Origin of the sequence: Streptococcus sp. LYSM12, assembly GCF_004569635.1 — a bacterium.
Classification (GTDB): Bacteria; Bacillota; Bacilli; order Lactobacillales; family Streptococcaceae; genus Streptococcus.
Window position 1 is genome coordinate 48,732 of record NZ_SPOZ01000014.1, and the last position, 25,294, is coordinate 74,025.

At 40.7% G+C, this 25,294-nt stretch carries 23 protein-coding genes; 7 read left to right on the forward strand and 16 right to left on the reverse strand.

Annotated elements, in window-relative coordinates:
- Positions 1–332 precede the first annotated feature (332 nt).
- Positions 333–1,514 carry a DUF4352 domain-containing protein gene (locus E4T79_RS05875; protein WP_135028582.1) on the forward strand — a complete coding sequence of 394 codons (1,182 nt, stop codon included), beginning with the start codon at positions 333–335 and terminating at the stop codon, positions 1,512–1,514.
- Positions 1,515–2,209: 695 nt separating this feature from the next.
- Here E4T79_RS05875 and gltX read toward each other — a convergent pair.
- The 7 genes from gltX to E4T79_RS05910 form a co-directional block, all read right to left on the reverse strand.
- Positions 2,210–3,670, reverse strand: a complete 1,461-nt coding sequence (gene gltX, locus E4T79_RS05880) for a glutamate--tRNA ligase (RefSeq protein WP_135028584.1) — start codon at positions 3,668–3,670, stop codon at positions 2,210–2,212.
- Positions 3,671–3,762: 92 nt separating this feature from the next.
- Complete coding sequence (locus E4T79_RS05885) at positions 3,763–4,443, reverse strand: hypothetical protein (RefSeq protein ID WP_135028586.1); 681 nt, start codon at positions 4,441–4,443, stop codon at positions 3,763–3,765.
- 4 nt (positions 4,444–4,447) lie between these two features.
- Entirely contained in the window at positions 4,448–4,894 is a 447-nt protein-coding gene (locus E4T79_RS05890) for a LytTR family DNA-binding domain-containing protein (RefSeq protein WP_135028588.1), read from the reverse strand.
- Positions 4,895–5,354: 460 nt separating this feature from the next.
- Entirely contained in the window at positions 5,355–5,849 is a 495-nt protein-coding gene (locus E4T79_RS05895; RefSeq protein WP_135028590.1) for a carbonic anhydrase, read from the reverse strand.
- Positions 5,850–6,206: 357 nt separating this feature from the next.
- Positions 6,207–7,568: a DNA repair protein RadA gene (gene radA, locus E4T79_RS05900; protein ID WP_135028592.1), complete on the reverse strand. Its 1,362-nt coding sequence runs from the start codon at positions 7,566–7,568 to the stop codon at positions 6,207–6,209.
- Positions 7,569–7,570: 2 nt separating this feature from the next.
- Complete coding sequence (locus E4T79_RS05905; RefSeq protein ID WP_135028594.1) at positions 7,571–8,014, reverse strand: dUTP diphosphatase; 444 nt, start codon at positions 8,012–8,014, stop codon at positions 7,571–7,573.
- Positions 8,015–8,102: 88 nt separating this feature from the next.
- Complete coding sequence (locus E4T79_RS05910; RefSeq protein WP_135028595.1) at positions 8,103–8,960, reverse strand: helix-turn-helix transcriptional regulator; 858 nt, start codon at positions 8,958–8,960, stop codon at positions 8,103–8,105.
- Between the two features lie 277 nt (positions 8,961–9,237).
- Here E4T79_RS05910 and E4T79_RS05915 point away from each other — a divergent pair, with 277 nt between their 5' ends.
- The 6 genes from E4T79_RS05915 to E4T79_RS05940 all read left to right on the forward strand — a co-directional run bounded on the left by E4T79_RS05915 (position 9,238) and on the right by E4T79_RS05940 (position 14,868).
- Positions 9,238–9,567, forward strand: a complete 330-nt coding sequence (locus tag E4T79_RS05915; RefSeq protein ID WP_135028597.1) for a hypothetical protein — start codon at positions 9,238–9,240, stop codon at positions 9,565–9,567.
- Positions 9,568–9,979: 412 nt separating this feature from the next.
- Complete coding sequence (locus E4T79_RS05920) at positions 9,980–10,828, forward strand: hypothetical protein (RefSeq protein WP_135028599.1); 849 nt, start codon at positions 9,980–9,982, stop codon at positions 10,826–10,828.
- Positions 10,825–11,481: an ABC transporter ATP-binding protein gene (locus tag E4T79_RS05925; RefSeq protein ID WP_135028601.1), complete on the forward strand. Its 657-nt coding sequence runs from the start codon at positions 10,825–10,827 to the stop codon at positions 11,479–11,481. Before E4T79_RS05920 ends, E4T79_RS05925 begins: the two co-directional genes overlap by 4 nt.
- Before the next feature lie 741 nt (positions 11,482–12,222).
- On the forward strand, positions 12,223–13,239 hold the full coding sequence (locus E4T79_RS05930) for an NAD(P)H-dependent glycerol-3-phosphate dehydrogenase (RefSeq protein WP_135028603.1): 1,017 nt from the start codon (positions 12,223–12,225) through the stop codon (positions 13,237–13,239).
- Between the two features lie 11 nt (positions 13,240–13,250).
- On the forward strand, positions 13,251–14,150 hold the full coding sequence (gene galU, locus E4T79_RS05935) for a UTP--glucose-1-phosphate uridylyltransferase GalU (protein WP_135028605.1): 900 nt from the start codon (positions 13,251–13,253) through the stop codon (positions 14,148–14,150).
- Between the two features lie 229 nt (positions 14,151–14,379).
- Positions 14,380–14,868 carry a GNAT family N-acetyltransferase gene (locus E4T79_RS05940; RefSeq protein ID WP_135028608.1) on the forward strand — a complete coding sequence of 163 codons (489 nt, stop codon included), beginning with the start codon at positions 14,380–14,382 and terminating at the stop codon, positions 14,866–14,868.
- 141 nt (positions 14,869–15,009) lie between these two features.
- Here E4T79_RS05940 and E4T79_RS05945 read toward each other — a convergent pair whose 3' ends face one another.
- From E4T79_RS05945 to E4T79_RS05985, 9 genes are all read right to left on the reverse strand, one after another.
- Positions 15,010–15,687, reverse strand: a complete 678-nt coding sequence (locus E4T79_RS05945) for a rhomboid family intramembrane serine protease (protein WP_135028610.1) — start codon at positions 15,685–15,687, stop codon at positions 15,010–15,012.
- The gene (locus tag E4T79_RS05950; protein WP_135028630.1) at positions 15,668–16,210 is read right to left on the reverse strand and encodes a 5-formyltetrahydrofolate cyclo-ligase; all 543 of its coding nucleotides are present in this window, start codon (positions 16,208–16,210) and stop codon (positions 15,668–15,670) included. The genes E4T79_RS05945 and E4T79_RS05950 overlap by 20 nt, the downstream gene beginning before the upstream one ends.
- A 271-nt stretch (positions 16,211–16,481) precedes the next feature.
- Positions 16,482–17,201, reverse strand: coding sequence for a PASTA domain-containing protein (locus tag E4T79_RS05955; protein WP_135028612.1), 720 nt, complete (start codon positions 17,199–17,201; stop codon positions 16,482–16,484).
- A gap of 701 nt (positions 17,202–17,902) precedes the next feature.
- Positions 17,903–18,268, reverse strand: a complete 366-nt coding sequence (locus E4T79_RS05960) for a PTS glucitol/sorbitol transporter subunit IIA (protein ID WP_135028614.1) — start codon at positions 18,266–18,268, stop codon at positions 17,903–17,905.
- Between the two features lie 837 nt (positions 18,269–19,105).
- Positions 19,106–20,095 (reverse strand): PTS glucitol/sorbitol transporter subunit IIB, encoded by a 990-nt coding sequence (locus E4T79_RS05965; RefSeq protein WP_135028616.1) that lies wholly within the window; start codon positions 20,093–20,095, stop codon positions 19,106–19,108.
- Between the two features lie 17 nt (positions 20,096–20,112).
- The gene (locus E4T79_RS05970) at positions 20,113–20,655 is read right to left on the reverse strand and encodes a PTS glucitol/sorbitol transporter subunit IIC (RefSeq protein WP_135028618.1); all 543 of its coding nucleotides are present in this window, start codon (positions 20,653–20,655) and stop codon (positions 20,113–20,115) included.
- Between the two features lie 285 nt (positions 20,656–20,940).
- A complete protein-coding gene (locus E4T79_RS05975) occupies positions 20,941–21,420 on the reverse strand; it encodes a transcriptional regulator GutM (RefSeq protein ID WP_135028620.1) in 480 nt (159 codons plus the stop codon).
- Positions 21,413–23,269 (reverse strand): HTH domain-containing protein, encoded by a 1,857-nt coding sequence (locus tag E4T79_RS05980; protein WP_135028622.1) that lies wholly within the window; start codon positions 23,267–23,269, stop codon positions 21,413–21,415. The genes E4T79_RS05975 and E4T79_RS05980 overlap by 8 nt, the downstream gene beginning before the upstream one ends.
- Positions 23,270–23,278: 9 nt before the next feature.
- Complete coding sequence (locus E4T79_RS05985; protein WP_135028624.1) at positions 23,279–24,079, reverse strand: SDR family oxidoreductase; 801 nt, start codon at positions 24,077–24,079, stop codon at positions 23,279–23,281.
- Positions 24,080–25,294: the final 1,215 nt, after the last annotated feature.

The window sequence follows — 25,294 nt, forward strand, 5'->3', positions numbered from 1 at the left end:
GAACGGAAGTACAGCAAGCTAATCTACGGATGAAAGAAGTTGTTTTTAACGAGTATAACAGGCGTTCCTACGCTTGCCATGAGTATGTTGATGTTCGATTTTCCCTATAACAAATGCCGGAAAGTACCCGTTCCAAACCTTTCGTTATGAGCCACAATCTTTTTACGTTAGGCCTCCTTATAAAGAAACAAGGTACTATGTCCCAGTTTTTAGAACATAAGGAATATAAAATGTTAAAAACGTACGTTTTTCCTAAGATTGAACCCATTTTAGATTGACGAATGATAAGGAATATAATATAATAATATAGAAGAAGTAAAGGAGATTTACAAATGAAAAAGATGTTTACTTATGTTTCGTTAGTCCTAGCTACATCTGTGCTAGCAGCCTGTGGCTCAGGTACCAAACCGTCGACAGACGGTGAGTCTGGTGGTAATGGTGCCGTTGAAATTCGAGTAAAGGACGGAATGTATGTCCTGCCATCTGATGAATCCCCAGATAATCACTACTTGGCCTTGAATATCGAGATAAAAAACAAGGGTACTAAAAAATTAGAAATTTCAAAGACAGATATAACGCTTTATAACTCTGATGATGAAAAAACAGAGTCATTAAACGTTTACGATTCCAATGATAAGTTTAAAACTCTTAGTTTTGAAAGCCTATCTGAAGGAAAAATAACAACAGGCTATGTTGTTTTTGAAGTAGACTCTAAGGAAGAAAGCTATGAAATGCACTACTCTCCTTTTGCTTACGATTTAGAAAAGAAAGACACTAAAGATATAACGATTAAAATCGACCCCTCTAAATATCCTGATGAGAAAGAAAAAGTTGCCGAGCTCGCAAAAGAATACATTACTAGTGTATTTTTAAACGGAGAAGCAACCGGTGGTACTAGCAATGTAAGTGCTAATTCCACTAAGCCAGAGATTATTTCCTTGGGTTCCTCTAATGAAAAGGATAAAGAAAATAAAAAAGATAAAGACATTTCGGAGGAGCAATCTGAGTCTGGCTTTGCGTTAGCAAATGATGTAGAAAAAGAACGCAATGAATTTACAAAAACCTTTATAGATAAGTTTGGCCGTGAGTTTATGAACTATCAGCCATCCGAAGCAGAACTTCGTACCTTTGTAGAAGCTTATATCAAAGCAAACGCAAAACGCGCTAAGATAACCTATACAGTGAAAGAGTTTTTCCCAGATAGCGCCGTCATCTACATCCGTCCTGAAACGATTGGATTAGAAAATGTGAAGACCTATGATTTAGTTTCTAAATTTGCTCAAGATCATGCGAACGAATACAATAACTATAGTGACGCTCTTAAAGCAGCTGAAAAATATCTACTCGAACAGATTCCAAGTCAGCTGGATTCAACACCATTAGTGACGAATGACATGAGTGATCGCAATGGTTTCCGCTTAAAATTGACCAATAAAAAAGGCCAATGGACTGTGGACACTTCAGACTACGAATATGATAGTATTTCCGAAGCTTTCCGCGGTGGATTATACTAAGAAGTTGAAAACCAATGAAGCTCTATAAAAGATAGCCAACCATACTCCACTCTAAAACTTGAAACCAAAAACAATCACATACTTATTTCCTATCTAATGCAGGAAATAAGTATTTTCATTTCTGCTCAATGCTCTTCTTGATTTAAGGAAAGCTCAACTATTTTGAAAAAAGTGTGGTATAGCCGTTTCGTTTATTGTTAGTACTAGGCAACGAGTCGCAGGTAGTACTGGAGTACAGCAAGACGAGTGAACGAAGTAATAAAAATATAAACGAAATGACTATAACACCCCAAAAGTTAGATAGAAAAAATCTAACTTTTGGGGTGTCTATCACAATTTTCTTCAGCTTTTTTATTCTCTTTGAGAAAGAAAAACTCTTAGAAACTGCACCAAATCAACAGTTCTAAGAGTAGAGTTTATATAAAGTTTATCTCAAATTTCGATTTTTCAGTTGTTTATTCAGTTTGTCGTCAGGATATTGACACAAACTCTGAAAAGCAGCTCTGGGATTATTGCCAGTCTTGTCAAACGCCCTTGTATCTTGATGAATTGAACGTGGGCTACGAGCTGTCCAAAAAAGTTAAATACGCCTAGAAGTCCATGCTGCTTCGGTGTGTTTCCTATTTTTGCTTTGCTCGCTTCAACAGTCTAAAAAGACTGTTGAAGATGGGAGATAAAACGAGTGAAACTCGTGTCTAATGCCCTTGTATCTTGTGTAACATGTTATCCAAGTGTTGGATAGATTTTTCACGGCCGAGTAGGTAGATAGTGTCCGGCAATTCTGGTCCATGCATTTCACCTGAAACGGCAATACGAATTGGCATGAAGAGATTTTTCCCTTTGATACCCGTTTCTTTCTGAACTGCCTTGATTTGTGGGAAGATGTTTTCAGACTTGAAATCTTCATCAGACATGGCCTCTAATTTTTCCTTGAAAGCAGCGAGAACCGTTGGCACAGTTTCACCTGCCATGACTTCTTTTTCAACCTCTGTCAAGGCTGGGAAATCATCAAAGAACAAATCTGTCAACGGTACAATCTCATCGACTGACCTCATTTGTGGCTTGTAAAGCTCCACCAGTTTTTCAGCCTTATCTGTCAAACGACCTGCTTCTTCTAGGTAAGGTTTTGCCATTTCAAAAATCGTTTCAAAGTCTGCATTTTTGATATACTCATTGCTCATCCAATCGAGTTTCTTAGAATCAAAAGAAGCTGGAGACTTGCTCAAACGGCTTTCATCAAATAAACGAATAATTTCTTCCTTAGAGAAGAGTTCCTCTTCACCCCCTGGTGTCCAACCAAGCAAAGTGACAAAATTAAAAATAGCTTCTGGCAAATAACCTTTTTTCCGATAGGCCTCAATGGACATTGTATTTGGGTCACGTTTCGACAGCTTTTTACCTGTCCCAGCATTGATAATCAAGGTCATATGACCAAACTCTGGTGCTTCCCAACCAAGAGCTTCATAGACCATGAGCTGTTTTGGAGTATTCGCAATGTGGTCATCCCCACGGATAACATGAGAAATTTCCATCAAATGGTCATCGATCACCACAGCAAAGTTATAGGTCGGATAGCCGTCTTTCTTCTGAATAACCCAGTCACCACCGATATTGCCACCTTCAAATTCAATCTCGCCCTTTACCATATCCGTCCACTTGTAGATACCCGCTTCATTAACCGCCAAACGAACAGTCGGAATAATTCCCGCAGCCTCGCGCTCTGCGATATAGGCTGCCTTTTCTTCGTTTGACATATCGAGGTATTCATTGATATAGCGCGGTGTTTCACCAGCTGCCTCTTGGCGCTCACGCTCTGCTGCCAATTCTTCTTCTGTCACATATGACTTGTAGGCCAAGCCTTTTTCCAAGAGCTCATCGACATACTTTTGATAGATTGCAAGACGTTCTGATTGGCGGTATTGAGCATGGGTTTCTGGACTTTCATCCCAGTCAATTCCTAACCAGCGTAGATTTTCAAGCTGCGAACGCTCACCATCTTCAATATGACGTTTGCGGTCAGTATCTTCAATCCGAATGATAAAAGCTCCGCCATGATGGCGTGCAAAAAGATAATTAAATAAGGCTGTACGAGTATTCCCAATATGTAGAAATCCCGTTGGACTTGGTGCATAGCGCACACGAATCGTTTTTGTCATTTACAATACTCTCCTTGTCAACATTCACTAGCTCCTATTATAGCACATATCCCTCGCTTTAAACCAAAAAATCAGCCACAAGCGCTGATTTATTACGAGCTGACAATGACAAGGTTGGAAAATGCCAAATCTGCTTTGACCACAAGCTTCTTTTCAAATACTGTAGGCTGAGATGCTTGCTGAATGGTACTGAATGCCTTATCCGCCTTGACCTGAACCAACCATGTTTCTGGTACATAAAGGTGAATCGTTGAAAAGGCTGCATCTACTTCAAAGGTTGCTTCTTCACCAGCCATAACAGTATGATTAAAATAAATGGTCGCATTCCCAAAGGCTGCATCAACATTTCCATACGTAAAATGTGTATCATGAATATAGCGGGTTGAACTACCAAAGGCGATATTATTCTCATCTTCTACCCAGGCACTTTTCCCAGTTGATTTGGATTTCAAATGAGTAAATAAACGGATATCTCCCTGCTTTGGCTTTAAGAGAATGCTAACACCAAGATAGGCTAATATAGCACCCATAACGACCGTTTTCGTATCCACTGCCAAAAAATGGTACTGCTTGTTCAGCAAGATAAAAAGTCCTGTACCAAAAAAGAAACTCCCATGCAATCTTTTTTGGATCAGATTATTTACTAAGCCTGCTGCGAATGCCAGAATAAAAGCCAGCTTCCATATAGTTACATCAATCCGTAGCAAATAATTTTGGAACAAGACCAAACCAGACAAGACCAACAAGCCAATTCCCAATACATACTTTTTCATAAGACTACCTCAACTCCTGCAATCTTTCTTTTAATAACTGATAATAGCGACGTGAAACATGGACTACCTTGTGCGTATCCGCAAAGCGAATCCGACTAGTCCCCGAAAAGGACTTATCCAGCGAATACACCGACCGAACATTTGCAATGCTGGACTTGGAAATCCTACAGAAGATTATCGGCAAGATTTCCTCCAACTCATACAATTTTAATCTGACCTCATAAGCGTCCGTCCTTGAATGAGCAAAAATCTTCCCACCGTCTGTCTCGAAAAATAAAATCTCCTCTAACCTAACAAAATATTCACTCGCATCCTTATAAAAAACCAAAGAGGGGTGCTTCACCTGGGACAAGAGCTGTTGCAACTGATGAACTTGATCCGTCAAACTAGCTGTCTTAATGATTACTTCCACATCGTCCAAGCTATCATCCAGCTCAATCCGTATTTTCATAATGCCCTCCTTGCTTTTCTACATGTATTATAACAAGATTTCTTCCAAATACAAGTCCCTTTCAATGACTGGTTACTTTTTAAGGCTAAGTGGTCATTCTGATGACCTGAAAGGAAAGTTCCCACAAAACCTCTTTCTTTTGAGCAACAGCTTCATACTCTTCAAACCAGATTACTATAAAATATTTCCACAAAGAAAGTACACCCCCTAAAGGAAGTCTATCTGTAAGTAGATATAGCCTATAACCGTCGTCATTCTTTCTTGTACAGCCCTTAGCCCATGTTCATTTGGTTGATTTTTTAAAATGTTTCAATACACTTGGTTAAGCACATTATGAAATCAACCATTTTACAGTTAAATCAGAAACCTTATGTGTAACAGACATCAAAAAAGGACTTTTGAGCCTGAAAATGAGGAAATGGAGCCACTCAACCAATATATAGATACATCTAAACGAAGATTACACAACTTCTGTCATACGTCCCGTATCAACATCATAGACGGCGCCAGAAATACCGATATCATCTGGAATCAACGGTGACTTGCGAAGCAAGTCCATATCTTCACGAACACTTTCTTCCACATCTGTAAAGGGTAAAAAGTCCTGATGTGATACATCTACACCGAATTTTTCTTGTAACTCTTCTTGAAAAACCTCATTTGTAAAGGTCTGGGCTCCACAATCCGTATGGTGTAAAACTACAATTTCCTGAGTCCCCAGCTGTTGCTCAGAAATAACGAGCGAGCGAATCATATCATCTGTGACGCGCCCTCCTGCATTCCGTAGGATATGAGCATCCCCAAGCGCCAGCCCCAGAGCTTGCGCCACATGCAAGCGCGAATCCATACAAGTCACAATCGCCACTTTAGTCTTAGGCTTCAAGGGCAAATGGTGCGTACCATGCAAATCAACATAGGCCTGATTAGCCTTCATAAAATTCTGAAAATAGGACATAAAAACTCCTTTCCTAAACACCATGTTCCTTTCATACTAGGCTACCATGTTCCCAAGCTTTTGTCAGTGCTTAAGCTTTGAAAAGAGCGTTTCGCGCTGTTACTTCCGAATGTTTTGAGGTAGACATAATCAAAAAGCTAGAAATTCAAGTTGGAATGTCTAGCTTTTTTCTATATACCGTCACTCGAAATAAAAGAACTAACCTTGTTGCTATTGGCAGAAAGCGCCTTTATCCTGTTGAGAAAACATGGCCACTTAGAAACATCCCCGAACAACAAAGAAGTTTATACAATACTTTAACGCTGGTATCGTATTCCTATTTCAAATGAACAGATAGACGCTGTCTTGCAAAAACTCCTAACCAAAAACGTTCTGCAAGACCTCGCCAATAGTAGTCACGCCAACGACCGTGAGGCCTTTGGGAATTTCAAGACCGATAAGGGAGTTTTTCGGAGCGTAAATTTTAGTAAAACCTAACTTAGCAGCCTCGTTCATCCGTTGCTCTATGCGGTTGATTCGGCGGATTTCACCTGTCAAACCAATTTCTCCAATAAAGCATTCTTGAGGATTGGTTGGCTTGTCCTTATAGCTAGAAGCAATCGCAACCGCAACAGCCAAGTCAATCGCTGGCTCATCTAGCTTAACACCACCTGCTGACTTGAGATAGGCATCTTGATTTTGAAGGAGCAAACCGGCCCGCTTTTCTAAAACTGCCATGATAAGACTGGCTCGATTGAAATCAAGCCCTGTCGTTGTTCGCTTGGCATTGCCAAACATGGTCGGTGTCACCAAGGCCTGAACCTCCGCCAAAATAGGGCGCGTCCCCTCCATGGTCACCACAATTGCAGATCCCGTTGCTCCATCCAATCGCTCTTCCAAAAAGACCTGACTAGGATTTAGAACCTCCACCAACCCGGCCGACTGCATCTCAAAAATTCCTATTTCATTGGTCGAGCCAAAACGATTTTTCACCGCACGCAAAATACGAAACGTATGCTGGCGTTCTCCTTCAAAATACAATACAGTATCCACCATATGTTCTAGCATACGCGGTCCTGCAAGCGTTCCTTCCTTAGTCACATGTCCCACGATAAAGGTAGCAATATTGTTGGTCTTAGCAATCTGCATCAATTCCGCTGTTACCTCTCGAACCTGGCTGACCGAACCTTGAATACTTGCAATCTCAGGACTCATAATCGTCTGGATAGAGTCGATAATCAAAAAATCAGGCTGAATCTTCTCCACCTCCGCTCGAATACTCTGCATATTGGTCTCAGCATAGAGGTAAAATTCATTGTCAATATCACCGAGGCGTTCGCTCCGCAACTTGATTTGCTCCGCCGACTCCTCCCCACTAACATAAAGAACAGTCCCGCGACTGGCCAGCTGAGTTGATACTTGTAATAGCAAAGTAGACTTCCCAATTCCTGGATCTCCACCAATTAGAACAAGACTACCTGGTACCACACCACCACCAAGAACACGATTAAATTCTGCCATATCGGTCTCAACGCGGGTAACATTGCTCGAAGTTACTTGATTCAGTTTAATCGGTCTAGTCTTCTCCCCTGTCAAGGATATTCGCGCATTTTTAACTTCTACAACTTCCACTTCCTCCACAAAAGAGGACCAGGTGCCACAGTTAGGACAACGTCCTAGATATTTAGGGGAATGATAATCACAATTTTGACAGACAAAGGTTGCTTTTTTCTTTGCCATGCTTAATTCCCCGTTGAGCCGAAACCGCCTGTACGCGTTCCTGTTGCTTCATCACCGTCTACTAATAAAAATGAAGCAAAGACCGCTTGGACAATTCGCTCCCCAACTTCAAGCACAACTGTCTTATCGGTAATATTTTGCATTTGAGCAAAGATATGCCCCTCATTAGCTGGATTACCATAATAATCACCATCAATCACACCGACCGAGTTAATCAAGACCAACCCTTTCTTGCGGGGATTAGACGAACGATCATAGAGATAAAGCACCTCACCTGTCTGCATATAGGCTTTGACACCCGTTGGCACTAACTGAATCTCACCTGGGGCAAGCACTATACGCTCTGCTACTTTCAAGTCATAGCCCGCTGCATGCGCTGTTTCTCGCTTTGGTAGCAAGCTCTCATCTGTAAAGTGCGATACTAATTCAAATCCACGTTGTTTCATGTCTATCTCCTAACATTTCAAATAGTCTACAGTCACCTACCATTATACTATAATATTCGTAAAAAATGATGAAAAGGGAGGTAGGCCATCACTTCCTTTCTGACACACCGTATTCTGCCACTTCTGTTTCCAAGCGGTCCGCCATATCGCTCAAATCAGCAGTTCGTAATAGAACAAGCCCTTTTTGAATCATCAAATCATCATTCTGACAGATTCCTAAACGTACCCAGGTAAATCCTAATTGATCAACACGCAGGCTGTCTCTCGCCAGTTCATGAGCTTTCTGTGTCACCCTCAGGCAATTTTTAACATCACCTTCATGGAGAAAAACAGTTCCCATATTTGCTAAGAGAGAAAATTGACTGCTAATAGACCCACGAAAAACACGGTACTTTTCTAAGGAAAGCAGCACTTTTTCAGCAATCTTCTCCATTTGAGCAGGTGAAAAGCAGATAAGAACTGCATTTAATTTGCGAAGATCCGATAGATACCATGTATTGCATTTTTCTAATTCCTGCCACATTTCTTGAGCGAGAATGCGTGAAGTATCTCCAATACCGTCTTGACAAATGGACAGACATAACTGGTATAGCTTGGCAATTCGTTCTACTCGAATATCTTGATGTCTTTCTAAATAATGATGACACTTCTCAAGCATTTCCTGAAACTCACTACCTTTCCGCACATTCGATGAAAAGTTTTCAAAATTTTCAATAATCTTAGATCTCTCTGTCGGAGTATAATAATGACAGATATAGTCAAATTCTGCAAAGCTCATATCGAGCTGTCGGAGGATATGTTCAAATTTCTCTAAATTAGGTACTTCTTTATTATTCTCAATTTTCGAGAGAGTCGTGCGCGATAGAAAATCACCACAAATCGCTCGCTGTGTCAACCCTTTTCCCTGTCGAATCTCCTTTAATACTGTACCAAAATCCCAGCGCATCACAGGCACCTCCTTATGATGTGAATATTGTTTACATTTTCTAAAAACTCTATACATATATGATATCATATTGTAAAAGAAAAAAGAATTGTGAATTCATGAAAACGACTATATAATCAGTGCTACCTATCTTTTACCCGTCCTTTTAATAGGAACACGGAATCATAATTTATAAACGCATCTCTTATTCATTCTAGAAAGGAAAAATAAAGGAACCTACGGATTGAGTGAATAAGACCGCAATCTTATTAGCCTATCCGAAAGAAAGGAACATACCATGAAAAAACTTAGACAATTCATACTGTTAGGCACACTACTAGCTACAACTACCTACGGAATTACGGCCTTTGCTGCTACTTACGGAAACAATGCACATGGGGTCAAAAATACTGAACACTTTCAACTTTATTATGTAGGAGAAGCTTGGACTAATCAACGAGGAAATAGCGCTTGGATAAAATACTATCGTAACGGTTCTTTTATTGGTTCAGCAGTAGCTTACAAAGATAACTGGAGAACCGATAATGGAAAAGTGTACGACAGCGTCACCATTTGGGACTCTATGAACCCTTGGGCTCCTAAAACAACCTTTACTTATAAACTATAACTGATAAAAGGAGAGCTATGAAACAACATCTCAACAACTACCTATTGCCATTAGCAGTATTAGATATTGGGACAATGTTAGTGCTCTCCTTTTACATTTATTATGGAAAAAGGATCTTTTTCCCTTTTATTTTCTTATCAGTTATAAACTATATTATTACATCTATCATCCTGTTCTCTCACAAAAAAACGATCTATGTCCATCATCTACTAGGGAAATCAAAAATCGATTTTCTATCTGACTATATGAAAATGCAAACCCTCATTATGACTTTAAACACTGTCCTATTTACAAGTGTCCTGTTCGTCACACAAGTCACCGTAGGAAAACAAATCTTCATTTTCACGGAATGTTGTCTCATTCTTCTTCTCACCAATTCATTGGTCTACTTTATCTTTTTAAGGAGCTACCTATGAAAAGTATCTATTTCTTGATGTTCAAAAAACGTTGGTATCTCTTTGGCCTACTAGCCCTTATCACTCTTTCGATGAATCTTTTCTTATGGAACGAAGCAAGTCAATTGATTCGTGTCTATCCAATGTTAGAAATGATGAAAACAGAAGGAGATAAGGGAAGTTATGAAATGTATTACAATCCTCCCGTGACTACTGGAGGTCTGGTAACAGAGCCAAGTAAAGAAGAACGGACAATCCTCTATCAGATAGTAGCTCCCTATGTAGACCAACTCGCCACCCATAAAATAGAGTATTTTCAGGGAGGCGAGCTAGTCCCAATGACAGACAATGACCTCCAGGTAGCCTTGCTTTCGGAAGAATTACCCCCACTTTTCTTTGATGACCTGTTGGTACATGATTTGAATGAAATCGACTATCAGCAACTCTCAGCTGCTATTTGCGACAGCCACTTTCCAGTCACCATCCAACCCATTCGAGAACGCTACCAGATTCAGAAAAACTATTACCTAAAAAATTTCTTCTTCGGAGCCATCGTTTCCCTTATCCTTTTTCTCTTTGGAAATCTGATTGTCGCTTGGTTGATTGGGGCAACGCTCAAGATTTGCCAAGAAGAGCTCGCTGTTTTACGACTAATTGGTTTAACACAAAAACAACTCTATTACTATACGACAGGACTCTTTCTCATACCGATGTTCGTAGGTCTTTTCCTCTTTTTCCTACTCGTATGGACGATGGGAGTTGGACTTATTCTCGCTGATGCCCTATACCTATCTGCCGTCAACAGTCTCCTGCTAGGTTTCACTTATTTCTTGACTTGCTATCGTTTGAAAGGAGCACTTCAATGATTGTTATCAAAGGTTTAAGCAAATCTTATCAAGACAAGAATATTTTCACAGATGTAGACTTTGAAGCGTCCGCTGGACAAGTCATTGTACTCATGGGAAAATCTGGCGTTGGCAAGTCCACTTTCTTGGATATTCTTGCAGGCTTAAAATCCGCCCCTATCACGTCCTATACCTATAAAGGAAACGAAATAGCTGTTCAAGATGATGAGGTCATGAGTGCCTTTCGCAACCAACATATCGGCTATATCCCTCAGGATTTCGCTTTGATACAGGACTATTCTGTGAAAGAAAATCTGCTTCTGCCCGCCCTCTATCATCCTCATCTAACAGCTGAAACTATTAAACAAACTGTGCTAGACTTGGCTAAGAAATTTGATGTAACAGACATTTTAGCCCATAAAGTCAGAGATATTTCCGGTGGCCAAAAACAACGCGTTGCCATTATTCGCAGTCTGGTTCTAGACCCTGATATTTTACTAGCAGATGAACCAACCGCCAATCTGGATCCAGAGAATGTTCAACTCGTCCTTCAGTTTTTCAAGGAGCAACAAACCGCTGGAAAAATCTTGATTATTGCGACCCATGATGAGCGACTTTGTGAACTCGCCACTCATCTCTATCAGATTGAGAATAAGAAGCTATCCTTGAAATGAGATAGTTTAGTCTTTTCGTTTGCTTTTAGTACTAGAGGCTATACTGGAGTACGGCAAAGCGAGTGAACGAAGAATAAGAGAAACGAAATGACTATATTCCCCTGAAAACGAAGATTAGCCTACTATAGAAAACAGGTTCAAGATAGGGCACTAGAAAGGGACTATCTATGACAGAAAACGATACACGTACTCGCTTATGATGTGAGTATTGTTTACATCTTACAAACACGCTTTAAATACACAGCACTATCCGCCGCATACTCTTATAAAAATAAACCGCATTTTAGGGGGAAACATATTATGAAATATGCAAAATATCTTAGACTACTTTTTACCATATTAATGTTTATTTCCACATTGAACCTACCTGCATTATTAGAAAAAGGCTGGGAATATCTATGGGGAGTTTGACAGCAACATCTTTTCTAAGCTGACTATATGATACCGCCGGCTTAGTAGGAATTATCAGCATGATAGTTCAAAAATAGCATCTCTCGTGGTGCTGTTTTCATTTATCCAAACACAAACTGATGATAATCATTCTACGCAGAATCCACCAAGCTTGAATAGTTCATGGAATGTCTATGCTTGATCACTTCACCGTCTTTCACTCAGACAAGTGGTCTAATCTTATCTATTTTCTCCATACCTATGCCATGTGAGAACAAAATTGCCTCATGCAAATTTTTCACAAATATGATAGAATGGAAGTACTGATTATTCCCAAAGAGAGGAAGCAAGATGAACAAACAAAAAATTGCCGTACTCGGTCCAGGTTCCTGGGGAACAGCCCTGTCACAGGTTCTCAATGATAATGGTCACGAGGTACGTATCTGGGGAAATGTCCCTGAGCAAATCGAGGAAATCAATCAATTCCATACCAACAAACGCTATTTCAAGGATATTGTCCTAGATCCAGCTATCAAGGCTTATAAGGAGTTGAGCGAAGCTCTAGACGGTGTTGATGCAGTGTTATTGGTCGTGCCAACCAAGGTCATGCGCTTGGTCGCAAAACAAGTCGCTGAAACGCTGGATCACAAGGTAGTGGTCATGCATGCTTCTAAAGGGCTCGAGCCAGAAAGCCACAAACGCCTGTCTACGGTCCTAGAAGAAGAAATTCCTGCCACACTTCGGAGCGAGATTGTCGTGGTATCTGGACCAAGTCATGCGGAAGAAACCATTATTCGCGACCTGACCCTCATCTCAGCAGCTTCTAAAGACTTAGAATGCGCCCAGTATGTCCAAAATCTTTTTAGCAACCACTACTTCCGCCTCTATACCAACAACGATGTCATAGGTGTTGAAACAGCTGGCGCACTGAAAAATATCATTGCAGTTGGTGCCGGTGCTCTTCATGGACTCGGTTATGGCGACAATGCCAAGGCTGCCATTATCGCCCGTGGTCTAACCGAAATCACCCGACTAGGAGTTGAAATGGGAGCCAATCCCTTGACCTACAGCGGTCTATCCGGAGTTGGCGACTTGATTGTCACTGGAACCTCTATCCATTCGCGCAACTGGCGGGCAGGGGATCAGCTCGGACGCGGTGAGAAGTTGGAAGACATCGAACGCAACATGGGCATGGTCATCGAGGGAATTTCTACTACTAAAGTCGCTTACGAACTGGCTCAAGAACTCGGGGTCTATATGCCGATTACCCAAGCTATTTACAGTGTCATCTACCAAGGAGCTAGCATTGACGAAGCAATCAAACATATCATGTCTAGCGAATTCCGTCAGGAAAATGAATGGTCATAAAGGAGAAAAATATGGCAAAAAAAGTTAGAAAAGCCGTGATTCCAGCAGCTGGATTGGGAACTCGCTTCCTACCTGCTACCAAGGCCTTGGCAAAAGAAATGTTGCCAATTGTGGACAAACCAACCATTCAATTCATTGTCGAAGAGGCACTTGCTTCAGGAATTGAAGATATTTTAGTCGTTACTGGAAAATCAAAACGCTCCATTGAAGACCATTTTGACTCTAATTTTGAATTGGAATATAATCTTAAAGAAAAAGGAAAAAATGACCTTTTAAAATTAGTTGACGAAACAACAGGTATTCGCCTGCACTTCATCCGCCAAAGCCATCCTCGGGGCTTAGGTGATGCCGTCTTACAGGCCAAGGCCTTTGTTGGAAATGAACCCTTTGTCGTCATGCTCGGGGATGATTTAATGGACATCACCAATAAAAAAACAATTCCGCTCACTAAGCAGTTGATGAATGATTATGAAAAGACACATGCCTCCACCATTGCGGTAATGCCGGTTCCCCATGAAGAAGTATCTTCATATGGGGTTATTGCTCCACAAAGTGAGGGGATCAATGGTCTATATAGCGTAGATACATTTGTAGAAAAACCTGCACCTGAAGACGCACCATCTGACCTTGCAATCATCGGTCGCTACCTCCTCACTCCTGAAATCTTTGATATTCTGGAAAATCAAAAACCCGGGGCAGGAAATGAGATTCAATTGACAGATGCCATTGATACGCTCAATAAGACGCAACGTGTCTTTGCCCGCGAGTTTAAAGGCAACCGCTACGATGTAGGGGATAAATTTGGCTTCATGAAGACATCGATTGACTATGCTTTGCAACATCCGCAAGTCAAGGATGATTTGAAACAATATCTCATCGAACTTGGTAAAAAATTAGAAGAGAAAAAATAAAAAAGTCACGAATTCTTTCTAGTAGTTCAACTACGGATAGAACGGACCGATGTATACTCCCAAATTTGTAAAATCCAACTAAATCATAAAAGTCTATATAGTCATCATCCTATCTCTATACATGAATAACATCTTGCTTAGATAGTCTTATGATATACTATATACAAGAAACCAAAACGAGACTCTACCGTATCTATTAACATTTAGAAGTTTATCAGGAAACTATGATATGAAAGCAATTATTTTAAAAGAGTCAGAAAACACTGAAAAAACCGCTCTTTACCGTGTCTTTAAAGAAGCAAAACCATATTTTAACAAAATAGAGGGACGAGACCCTTTAAAACCACTTATCCCCATCAATGACCTAATTCCCGATATTCCCGCAGAAAATTGCTATTGTTTCAGCATCTATTATGGAGAGACAATTATTGGGTATTTATGGGTGTTTAATGATTCCCCGTCTAGCTACTATATTTTACACTTTTATATTTCTAAAAAATTTAGAAATCTTGGTCTGGGAAAGCTAGCGATCAAAGAATTGGAAAATAGATACAATCCCGCTCAATTAAAAAAGGCAGAACTAGTTGTTTCAGCCAATAATTACCTGGGTTTACGTTTTTGGAATTCAGTAGGATTTAATAAAATGATAAACGTCTACAAAGAAGATGACATCGGTGCAACCTCCGTCGAACTTGAGCTACAAAAAATATATAGATAGTAGTATTCCTCTTTCCTCGTCCAATTGCATGGTCCTGCCACTTCAAACAATAACGTATCGTTGAATAGGACGTTTGACATACGCAACGATACGTTTTCTAAAATCTATCCAATCCGTCAGGCTTTTGATAGCTTCTTAAAATCATAGACTGAAACTGACAAAAATCAAGCCGACTGCCAGTGCAATATAGAGCAAAAATACTCGTCGTTTCTGGTGGGTGGAAAATAAATAAGGATCCGCTAAGGGTGGTAAAAACACACCTGCCAAAGCACCTCCAACTACTCCACCAATGTGACCTACTAGACTGATTTCAGGATTAAAAAAACCTAAAATGAGATTGATCAGAAGCAAGGCGATATAGCGTTGTCCCAAAAGCTGCAAATAGGAATTTGAGCTATAATAACGTAGAACAATCATAGCTCCAAAAAGTCCAAATAAGGAGGTGGAAGCACCTGCTGCTACCGCGTCAGGTGTCAAAAAGAGGGTAAAGATATTCCCCATAATTCCTGATAGGAAATAAAGAACGAAGAAACGTTGCGAACCAAAGATTTCTTCTAATTGATAACCGAAAACGTAGAGGGTCATACTATTGAAGAAAAAATGCTCCCAGCCTATATGGATAAAAATTGGGGAAACCAGGCGCCACAACTGGCTCGGATCCAATTTCACCATGCGACCATACATACCCCCAAAGTCATAGATGGTCTGCGCTGTCGTTGCCTCTCCAAAACGCAAGATCTGCATGGCCACAAAGACGAGAGCTGTCACGAGTAACAAGATATTCGTTACGGGATAGCGTTTATTGATTATTTCTTTCATAGCATAAAACCTTTCTTACTGCTTGGTCAAATGTTTCTTCGATAAAATAACATCGTTGAAAATCATAAATCGTGCTGACGGTCATCCCTTGATAATCTTCCAGATAGCGGTCATAAAAACCCCCACCATAACCAATCCGATAACCTGCTTCATTCCAGGCAAGCCCCGGCACATGAATCACGTCAATCTCTGATGCCCCCACTGCCTCATCAGACTGCGGCTCCCAAACACCAAAAGAACTGAGCATCACATCATGTGCATCATAGGGCACAAAGACCATCCGACCCTTAGCGTAGGTTTTAGGGATAAGGACTCGCTTCTCATCACGTTGCGCTCGTTTAATCAAATGTGCCGTATCCACTTCATGGGGCATGGATAAAAAGGTCGCAATCGTCCTTGCTTCTTGATAGGCCACTAATTCGCTAATCGCTTGGCAAGCCCACTCACCCCATGCCTGTCTTTCTTGCTCAGACAAGTTTTTTAAGCGAGTAAGCATGCTTTTACGAATGCTTGATTTTTCCATATGTTCCCTTTCTTCAACTACAAAAGCCAATCTATTCACCATAGTCTGCCACATAGGCGTCTGATCATTCTTCATATCACCGATAGTCAACAATCGCTTCTCCAAAAGAGAAACGATTGTTGGCTCTTTCAATGTTTTCACCATAAGATGAAGAAGTTGACGATGTGGACTTTGCTATTTTAGAGAATTCTGTTGTCATCGATGACCAAGCGCCACTTTCCTCTTATGCCTCTGGCCTGTCCTAATCTTACCAAAATATCAAGATTTAACCTCACTTTTTCTTCTTTATTGGCAAGAATTTCGGAATTTCTTTGACCAATCTTGGAATGGTCGATCTTTTAGTCGCTGCTTTCTGAGCCATGGTCTTACTTTCACCTAATCCTGCTTCTGTCAGATAGTGCAATTTGACAAAACTTCCTTTTAGAACACTCGACACCAATACATTAGGCTTTGGTTGCATGTCAAGGACTGTATTGGTTTGTTGATTAGCATACCTAGCTTGCGCATGCAAAGCAATAACAATCGGTTTCAAACCTAGTTCTTGCAGATGTTCTTGGGCTTCTTCTATAGGAAGCCCGATTAGATTAGGCAGAACAATAGTCTGGTCGCTGGCCTCAATCACGTCTTGACTGACATAATAAAGTTTGATTAGGGTTCCAGGTTCCATATTGCCTGACTTGGGAAGCATAGCCACCACTTCATTGGCTTGTTTTTTAGCATAACGCTGATGAGGTTTAGCAAGAATTTTACTAACCACAAAACCCTGTTCTTCCAGATGAGTTTGTGCCTCCACGATGTCCATGTCTACCACATTGGGGAGCTGGACCAGACGGTTCTTCTTCTGATAATTCTGCTCCAAGACCTTATCCACCAATGGAACAACTGCATGAACAGCCTCGCCAATCACCCGAGTTGTATCTGGAATCATATCAAATATCTTTGCCACTTTTCCAACCGTTTTTCCATTGATTGGTAATTTCTTTTTCGTCATTTATTACCTCTTTTTCCTTTATTATAGATTTTTCAAACTAAACTTTCAAGAACTAACATCATCCCGCGAATGATGTTTGCTAAAGCAACAGACTAGAAAACAAGGTCAGACAGGGAAATATAGTCGTTTCGTTTATCGTTTATGACTTCGTTCACTCGCTTCGCCGTACTCTAAGTACAGGCTGCAGCTCCTTGTCTAGTACTAAAGACTATAACTGTTCACTCTTGACCTATGAAAGAAAAAGTAGGAAAACAATACAAGACCAAATCAAACCTAAAAATGAGAAATCCAGCATGGTTACAGAATAGCTACCCCCCATAATACAACAACTAATCTCACCTGGCTGCCTTAAACACGCACAAGAAACACCCATGGCGACAACCTTGGGTGTTTTCTTTATGCTTTGCTTTATCGAACTTTTAGATACATCAACATCTCGCAACCACTACCTGACAGGGTTTGTGGACGGTTTTCTGGCATATTATGGTTACTGCTACCTTGGGAACTGGAGAAAATCACTTATATAGTCATTTCGTTTATCTTTTATTGCTTCGTTCACTCGCTTTGCCGTACTCTAAGTACAGCCTGCAGCTCCTTGCCTAGTACTAAAAGTAAACGAAAAGACTCTATCATAAAAAGTCCCCTCGCGTTTTAACTTGTGATGTACTTCACAAGTTTCCGCTTACTTTCATCTTACCCCACTAAATAACAAATTCAATCACGCTACCTTCTTGGAGGGGGGGCACTTGTCCTGCTTCCACATGAAGGGTTCCTGGAAGCGATTCTTTATGGGAACCATCAAAGGCAATGGTGATATGGCCTAAAGCAGATAGGTTTTGCTCGACAATATTTCCAACTGCTGTAACAGAATACTCCACGCCATCAATAACCAAGCGTGTACCTGGGGCAATCGAACCTGACAAATCCTTGTTACTAATCTTGTAGCAGTAATCAGCCAAATCAGCTGGCGCTTCCATTCCGAATAAAATGAGCATATTTGCTTCTTCAATCATGTTTGGAGCTTGTTCTCCGATACTTACAATCTCTGTTTCAAAAATTTTTGTCATTCATCTATCTTCCTATTCTAATGTTCTTGCGTCATTTCATCTCCTTTTAATACAAGACAGGGTAACATGATTCAAACCTAACTGGTATAGTCATTTCGTTTATCTTTTATGACTTCGTTCACTCACTTTGCCGTACTCTAGTACAGCCTGCAGCTCCTTGTCTAGTACTAAAAGTAAACGAAATGACTATATGAAACAAATCGAGTTACTAAAAGAGATGAAATGATCATGTGTATCATTTATACGTCTATGCTCTAAAAGTCGATCGGTAACGAATGGAACACAACCTAAGAATTGTGTAAAAAGGGACACAGGTGTTCTCGCTTTAGCTAGTTACAGATGAGTTCCCTCAGTGCCCTCTGGAATAGAAATGGTCTGGGAAGTGACTATTTCTACCTGAGCCTAAAAACCAGAGAGCAAGGTCAGTGAAAAAATGACCGCAAATTAGTGGAAATACAGGTAGCTAGCTATTCACTGCATTTCCTAGGTGACGGAACCGAGCTATCATCAATGAGGTTTACCAACAGTCTAAGAATAGACTGTCGGGACCTATTAAATAAAAACTCTGTTCGGCTATCTTTACCGTAGCTGTTATGAACGTGCTCATTTTAAACCACGGAAATCCTTTTGAGTACGTATCTGCTTCTATATAGCCGTTTCGTTTATTTTTAGTACTAGGCAACGAGTCGCAGGTAGTTGAAATAGTTGATAACTATTTCAAGTGACAGATAAGAAAAGTGGAACTTTTCTCAATGGTACAGCAAGACGAGTGAACAAAGTAATAAAAAATAGAAACGAAATGACGATACGCTCTTATATCGGGTATATTTGCGAGTATTAGCTATAAAGACCAAAGCTTGCTAACCAGGCCACTATAACACGTGGTACGCCGTTCAAGAAACGGGAGTAGAGCACAGCTGGTACTCCTACCTCAACAGTTTCTGCTTCTGCTTCTGACAAGCCGAGAGCAACAGGGATAAAGTCACATCCGTTTTGCGTATTGATAGCAAAGAGGGCCGGAAGTGCCATTTGTGGAGGGATATTTCCTTTTCCGATTTCCACGCCAATCAAGGTACCAATGATTTGACTGATAACAGCACCAGGCCCTAAGAGTGGAGAAAGGAACGGGAGAGAACAGATAAATCCGATAATCACCAAGCCCCAAACATTTCCAGCGAGCGGTACCATCAATTTAGCAAGCCAGTTTCCGACACCAGAACCTTGGATAATCCCGATAAGAAGAGATACAAAGGCCATGAAAGGCAAAATGGTGTTGAGCATGGTTTGAATCGCCTCACGCGCTGCTTGATTAAAGGTAGCAACGACCTTGCCAGCTCCCATACCAATACGGGCGATAAGGCTAGATTCAGCACGCTGTTCTGTAATCTTTTTAGAAGTGTCATAGCTTGGTTTTTTCACTTCAGTAGCTGTTACTGGTGTTGTCGCCGCTGAACCATCTGCCAAGCTGATTTGGTCCACACCGACATTTGATACGTAGATGTCCTCCGTAATATACTGGGCTAGAGGACCGCTTTTTCCTGTCGGCACTACATTAATAGTTGGAATGCCTTTCTTTGGATAAATCCCACATCGAAGGGTACCTCCACAATCTACAATGGCAAGGGCAATTTCTTCATCTGGAATGGATGTTTTAAAACCATTGACTGGATCCATGCCGGTTAATTCTGCAATTTTATCTACAATAGCTGGTTTTTCACCACCACCAGTAATATAGATGAATTTGTGCTTTGCTTCTGTTGGGGTAATCACAAGCGGACCCCCAAAACCACCACTACCTTTTACAACTTGAATGCTCTTGTATGTCATTATCTCATCCTCTTTTCTTAGTCAAATGTCTTTTTAAGGGTGATGCCTTGTTGTCTTGCAACATAAGCAGTTGTAAAATCTGTCACCCAGCCACCGATAAAGTTCATCACCAAACCAACTAATAAATAACGAATGGCTAACTCTGTTTGATTGAGACCAAGCGTTTGGATACCTGTTGCAATTCCGAGATAAACAAACAATTCACCCGGATTGATGTGAGGAAAAACTCCATTTGAGGTATGGCAGAATTGCATCTGTGCTGCGACAAATCCTGGTTTATAATACTCAGGTAAGAAACGTCCCATACTGATCGCCATTGGATTTCCAAGCATGAAAGCTGAGATAAATGGTAAAATCATGTAACGAGTGAGGGGATTTTTAGCAGAAACTTGAGCAAGACGATGCACCCTTTCCTCCCCAAGAAGGGCAATCACCGTATTCATGGCTACCAAGAGCATGAGAACCACAGGAACAATCCCTGTCATCCAGCTGAGAAAGGTTTCACCACCTAATTGGAAGAGTCTGATAAACCCTTCGGCAAATTTTACAATATATTCCATAATGGACTCCTTTTTAAGATATTAAGGGCATTCGAATGTCCCTCTGAGGGTATCCGTATCCGTAAGTAATCAAGGTTTACAATAGCTGCTTCCTTTTGGCAGCACCTTATAACCCAAATTCTATTCTATAATGAGAGCTAAACAGCAAATAATCATGTGTCCTCTTTGAAACTCAGCATCAGACATCCGTTATTGACAACTGTTGAGAAAAGTAGTTGCATTTCCTACTTTCAACTACCTGCCGCTTTGTTGCCTAGCCTGTGACTCATTTTCTGTACCTATGCATTATTCTTTGGTTAATTGAAATCTGATTCGTGCTAAAAGCATTTTTAAATGAGTTGTGAAGTCTATGACTGGTGCAACTTTCGGGACTTCCCGATAGTTGCCTGCCTCAGACCGAACAAATACTTCCCGCGCATCTTCAATGGCAATTTGCAATAACTTATTTTCTTTTCGTACAAGAGGATGATAGCTATCCAGATAATGGATATCTTGCCCCACATAGTCCGACATCTGCTTAAAACGTGCTGCTACTGTTATTCCCTGCATTCTACGAGCATCAAGAATACGCCCCTTTTTATCAACTGCAAAAAGAACAATGGTTCCTGCCTTAATGCGACCACTCCTGCGACCAATGGCTACACGTCCTATTTTTTTCATTTCTGAATAGGTCTGATTAAAATGCTTGATTTGACGCAATCCAAAAATGATTTGGAAAATATAGGCTGCAATGACAACCGCCCCTAAGATATACACATTACCCATTGTTACTCCTTTCTTGCTTACAAATCCGAATTCTTTCAAACGAATGAGTTAGCCCCAAGCGTTCCTTGATATGCGTTTCACCACTCATGCGGAAAGTATTGTCAAAAATTTTAAACAGTAAATCCTGATTAAAATCATCCAATTCTACCGGGACAAAGAGTAAAATGAAATCGGAAATAGTCTGTCCAGCCCTGGTTTCTAAGGCAAAGGGAAATTCTTCTGACACCACAACGATCAACTGGTTCAAACTAGTATCTGTCAAATGTGGAAAAGCATAGCCGTCTTCTGAAATAGCTGAATGGTTAGCTTCCTTATCCCTCAATTTCTGACCTGCTTCGCTTGAAATCAGCTGTTTCTCCACCATTTCAGCTAGCAAAAGCTCTAGGTTTTGCTCATAAGTTTGGCATTCATCAAACTGCACATTGATGACCTGGCTGTACATTCCAATCTTTCGTCCCAGCACCGTTCTCTCCAGAGCTTCCCGCTCAGCCTGATTTTCCTTGGTCACAAGCGACAAGGACAAGAACGGTTGGAAAAGGTTTTGGCTGTACATGAGATTATCTGTAAAAATCAAATCATAGTGCTTGTTTAATTCTTCATAGGGCAGGTGATTGACAAAATCCAGAAAATCGAGCTGCACAGCTTCGCCAAAAATTTGGCGAATTTGTGTTTCAACCAAATAATGAAAAGACTGACCTGACTGGGTGATCACCGCGACCCGACCAATCAAGGGCTTGCTCTTTCTAGCCATCAACAACTCCATCCAAGCTGCTAATAATACCACTTCTTTTTCTGAAATGCTGATACCTGTCATGTCAACGACACGATCCACGAAAAATTGAGATACAATTTTTGAAAAGGAACTTTGAATCAGTTGCTCCCGCAGACTGACTTCTGCAAAACGCCATTTCATAACGCTACGATTGAGCATATAAACCAAATGTCGTTGCAAGACCTGAGCGCTTTCTTGAATATCAAGCGTAATGCCAAACTCTCGCACCGTCTGATATAAGATACGCTCTGCCATTTCAAGGATTTCTACCCGCGCAATCTCTGCTGGAAGTAGGCCTAATTGCATAGGGAAAGTTAAAAATTCCTTCTCTGTCTTGGTCAGGGGTCTCTCCATAAAGTAGGACAAAATATCGTAGAAAATAGTTGGTAAATCAAGAGTTTGCTGGCTGGTAAACCAAGTAAAATCCATTTCATTCAAGTGATGCTTGCGGCGTAAAACCGTCAGAAGCAAAGTAGAATGAAAGGTCCGCTCGACATCAATTGGAAAACGATGGTACTGTACAAAGTCCCTATAGGTTTCCATCAATTCTTTGGGTAACTCTAACTTGGTCTCTAAATAATCCATGACCTCATAGAGATAGAGGAGGCGCTTGGATAATTCAGATCCTACCAGCTGAATCCCGACACCTGATTTGGACACAATTCTCAACCGATAGGTTTCTAAGACCACTTTCATACGATTGATGTCTCGGGTGAGACTACGCCGACTAATTCCTAGCTGCTCTGCTATCGTATCTGCTGAAAGATAGTCATCTGCTTCTAAGAGAATTTGGAAGAAAATCGCTTGACGCTTATGGAACGAATTAAGATCCGTAGATAATAATAAATCTTCCGTTACCAAGACCTTAAAAGCAGCTTCATCATGTATCCTAATAGACAGCTTGCCATTCATCTCCTGTATAGAAAAGATATGATCATAGCTATATAATAGCGATTCAATCAGTAGTTTAAGGGTACGTCTAGAACATTGAAGCCTGCCACTTAGCACCTCATAGCTAACACTTGCATGAGATGATAAATAATATAACAATGCCTTTTTATTTAATTCTAGACTCATAATCCCTCTTTATCCTCTTGTTTTTCCACCTGCTACATTTGTGGTGACTCCCGTGATATAGCTTGCACGATCAGATAGGTAGTAACACACCAAGTCTGCAACTTCGTTCAAACGACCACTGCGCCCCAATGGAATAGTGCTGGTGTTATTGTAGCCTGCGCGTAATTCCTCAACCGTCTTTCCACGAGTATAGGCAAGAGCTTCTTCATAAGCCAAGGTACGAAGTCCAGTTGCTTCCATAATTCCTGGAGCGATACCAAGCACGCGGATACCGTGTTTGGCGAGTTCTTTCGCCCATGAACGGGTGAGAGAATAAACCGCACCTTTGGTCGCAGCATAAATACTTTGCCCCTCACTACCTTCTAGCCCTGCTTCTGAAGCCATATTAATGATGACACCTGATTTCTTGGTCGCAAGAATACGCGCTACTTCTTGCGACACGAAGAAGAGACCTTTGAAGTTGATAGAGACCATCTTATCAAACTTTTCTTCATTTAGCTCATACTGTCCAGCTTCTTCTGCCACATCAACCAACAAGCTGGGAATATTAATTCCTGCATTGTTAACTAAGCCATCTACAGTACCAAAATGTTCTACCACTTTAGCCACTGCTTCTTTGACCGCCTGGTGACTGGTCACATTGGTTTCGACAAAGAACAAGTTCTCATGGCTCACCTCTGAATCACGAATATCAAAATTTGCGACCTTGGCTCCTTGTTTCAACAACCCTTTCACAATCGCAAGCCCAATCCCTGAGCTACCACCTGTCACGACATATACCTTGTCATGAATAGCTAACCAATCCGACATGTTTTTCAACCTCCGTTGTTTTTATAGACTCATTGAAAATCTCAACATCATCGGTCAAATCACCCTAACTAGCTTCATTACCGCATTTATCAAGACTTTCCTTGAGTTGCTATTTACAGATTCATTATAAAACGGAAATGCTTTAAAGTTAAGGACACAATTTTTTGTAGCACCTACAAGAATTGTCCATAAGTCAAAACATGTCAATTTTTTTAAATATAGCCGTTTCGTTTCTTTTTAGTACTAGGCAAGGAGTCGCAGGTAGTTGAAATAGTTGATAACTATTTCAAGTGACAGATAAGAAAAGTGTAACTTTTCTCAATGGTACAGCAAGACGAGTGAACGAAGTAATAAAAATAGAAACGAAATGACTATAACTTCCTTTTATTGTATCATGTTATAGTCGTTTAGTTCGCTTTTAGTACTAGGCATCGAGCTGCTGGCTGTACTGGAGTACGGCAAAGCGAGTGAACGAAGTAACAAAAGATAAACTGAGTGACGATATGAACATTCTTAAATCATTTTAACAAAAAGAGGGAGTGGAAAAGAACTCAAAACACATAAGAAAGAGTTCAATTTCTACCTTATTTCCTGCATTCTAGCTTCGGGCTGAAACGGTCTATTCCCAGACCGTTTTACTCCCACCCCCGCACAGCTCCAACAGTCAGAGCAGTGACTGTTGGAGGTTGGAAATGAAGCCAACAAGTTCGCAGTAGTCGTAGAGGTCAGATTTGAAGTGGGAAACACGAACAAATACGAGTAAAAAGCTCCAGTGGAGCTTTTTAGCCTGTTCTCTTAAAATAAAAAAGAGCAGCCGTTCATTTCCAACATTCAACGGCAGGATAGCTTTTATAGTCATTTCGTTTACTTTTAGTACTAGGCAAGGGGCTGCTGGCTGTACTGGAGTACGGCAAAGCGAGTGAACGAAGTAACAAAAGATAAACGAAATGACTATAAAGCAAGTAACCGCTGCGTCAACATCATTCGGTTCATAAAGTGAGAAAGCTGGGACATAAGTCCCAGCTTTCTCAGTAACGTTTCTAGTTCATATGCCAAACCCAAAATAAAGGAGCAAGGACAACCGAAACTGAACGGCTCCCTGTCAAGTAGACAGTCAAATAATAAAAGATATTAAGCAACCTGATTCCTGAATTCTATAGGAGTCAGGTTATTTAATTTGGTCTGATAGCGTCGTGTATTGTAAAACTCAATATA

Excerpts from the sequence above, each read along its gene's own strand:
- E4T79_RS05875 (WP_135028582.1), top strand. The coding sequence starts at position 333 with ATGAAAAAGATGTTTACTTATGTTTCGTTAGTCCTAGCTACATCTGTG.
- E4T79_RS05920 (WP_135028599.1), top strand. The coding sequence starts at position 9,980 with ATGAAAAGTATCTATTTCTTGATGTTCAAAAAACGTTGGTATCTCTTT.
- E4T79_RS05985 (WP_135028624.1), bottom strand. The coding sequence starts at position 24,079 with ATGTCGGATTGGTTAGCTATTCATGACAAGGTATATGTCGTGACAGGT.
- E4T79_RS05955 (WP_135028612.1), bottom strand. The coding sequence starts at position 17,201 with ATGACGAAAAAGAAATTACCAATCAATGGAAAAACGGTTGGAAAAGTG.
- E4T79_RS05945 (WP_135028610.1), bottom strand. The coding sequence starts at position 15,687 with ATGAAAGAAATAATCAATAAACGCTATCCCGTAACGAATATCTTGTTA.
- E4T79_RS05885 (WP_135028586.1), bottom strand. The coding sequence starts at position 4,443 with ATGAAAAAGTATGTATTGGGAATTGGCTTGTTGGTCTTGTCTGGTTTG.
- E4T79_RS05895 (WP_135028590.1), bottom strand. The coding sequence starts at position 5,849 with ATGTCCTATTTTCAGAATTTTATGAAGGCTAATCAGGCCTATGTTGAT.
- E4T79_RS05930 (WP_135028603.1), top strand. The coding sequence starts at position 12,223 with ATGAACAAACAAAAAATTGCCGTACTCGGTCCAGGTTCCTGGGGAACA.
- gltX (WP_135028584.1), bottom strand. The coding sequence starts at position 3,670 with ATGACAAAAACGATTCGTGTGCGCTATGCACCAAGTCCAACGGGATTT.
- E4T79_RS05970 (WP_135028618.1), bottom strand. The coding sequence starts at position 20,655 with ATGGAATATATTGTAAAATTTGCCGAAGGGTTTATCAGACTCTTCCAA.
- E4T79_RS05980 (WP_135028622.1), bottom strand. The coding sequence starts at position 23,269 with ATGAGTCTAGAATTAAATAAAAAGGCATTGTTATATTATTTATCATCT.
- E4T79_RS05940 (WP_135028608.1), top strand. The coding sequence starts at position 14,380 with ATGAAAGCAATTATTTTAAAAGAGTCAGAAAACACTGAAAAAACCGCT.
- E4T79_RS05890 (WP_135028588.1), bottom strand. The coding sequence starts at position 4,894 with ATGAAAATACGGATTGAGCTGGATGATAGCTTGGACGATGTGGAAGTA.
- E4T79_RS05960 (WP_135028614.1), bottom strand. The coding sequence starts at position 18,268 with ATGACAAAAATTTTTGAAACAGAGATTGTAAGTATCGGAGAACAAGCT.
- E4T79_RS05905 (WP_135028594.1), bottom strand. The coding sequence starts at position 8,014 with ATGAAACAACGTGGATTTGAATTAGTATCGCACTTTACAGATGAGAGC.
- E4T79_RS05915 (WP_135028597.1), top strand. The coding sequence starts at position 9,238 with ATGAAAAAACTTAGACAATTCATACTGTTAGGCACACTACTAGCTACA.
- E4T79_RS05950 (WP_135028630.1), bottom strand. The coding sequence starts at position 16,210 with ATGGAAAAATCAAGCATTCGTAAAAGCATGCTTACTCGCTTAAAAAAC.
- E4T79_RS05910 (WP_135028595.1), bottom strand. The coding sequence starts at position 8,960 with ATGCGCTGGGATTTTGGTACAGTATTAAAGGAGATTCGACAGGGAAAA.
- E4T79_RS05975 (WP_135028620.1), bottom strand. The coding sequence starts at position 21,420 with ATGGGTAATGTGTATATCTTAGGGGCGGTTGTCATTGCAGCCTATATT.
- E4T79_RS05925 (WP_135028601.1), top strand. The coding sequence starts at position 10,825 with ATGATTGTTATCAAAGGTTTAAGCAAATCTTATCAAGACAAGAATATT.
- galU (WP_135028605.1), top strand. The coding sequence starts at position 13,251 with ATGGCAAAAAAAGTTAGAAAAGCCGTGATTCCAGCAGCTGGATTGGGA.
- E4T79_RS05965 (WP_135028616.1), bottom strand. The coding sequence starts at position 20,095 with ATGACATACAAGAGCATTCAAGTTGTAAAAGGTAGTGGTGGTTTTGGG.
- radA (WP_135028592.1), bottom strand. The coding sequence starts at position 7,568 with ATGGCAAAGAAAAAAGCAACCTTTGTCTGTCAAAATTGTGATTATCAT.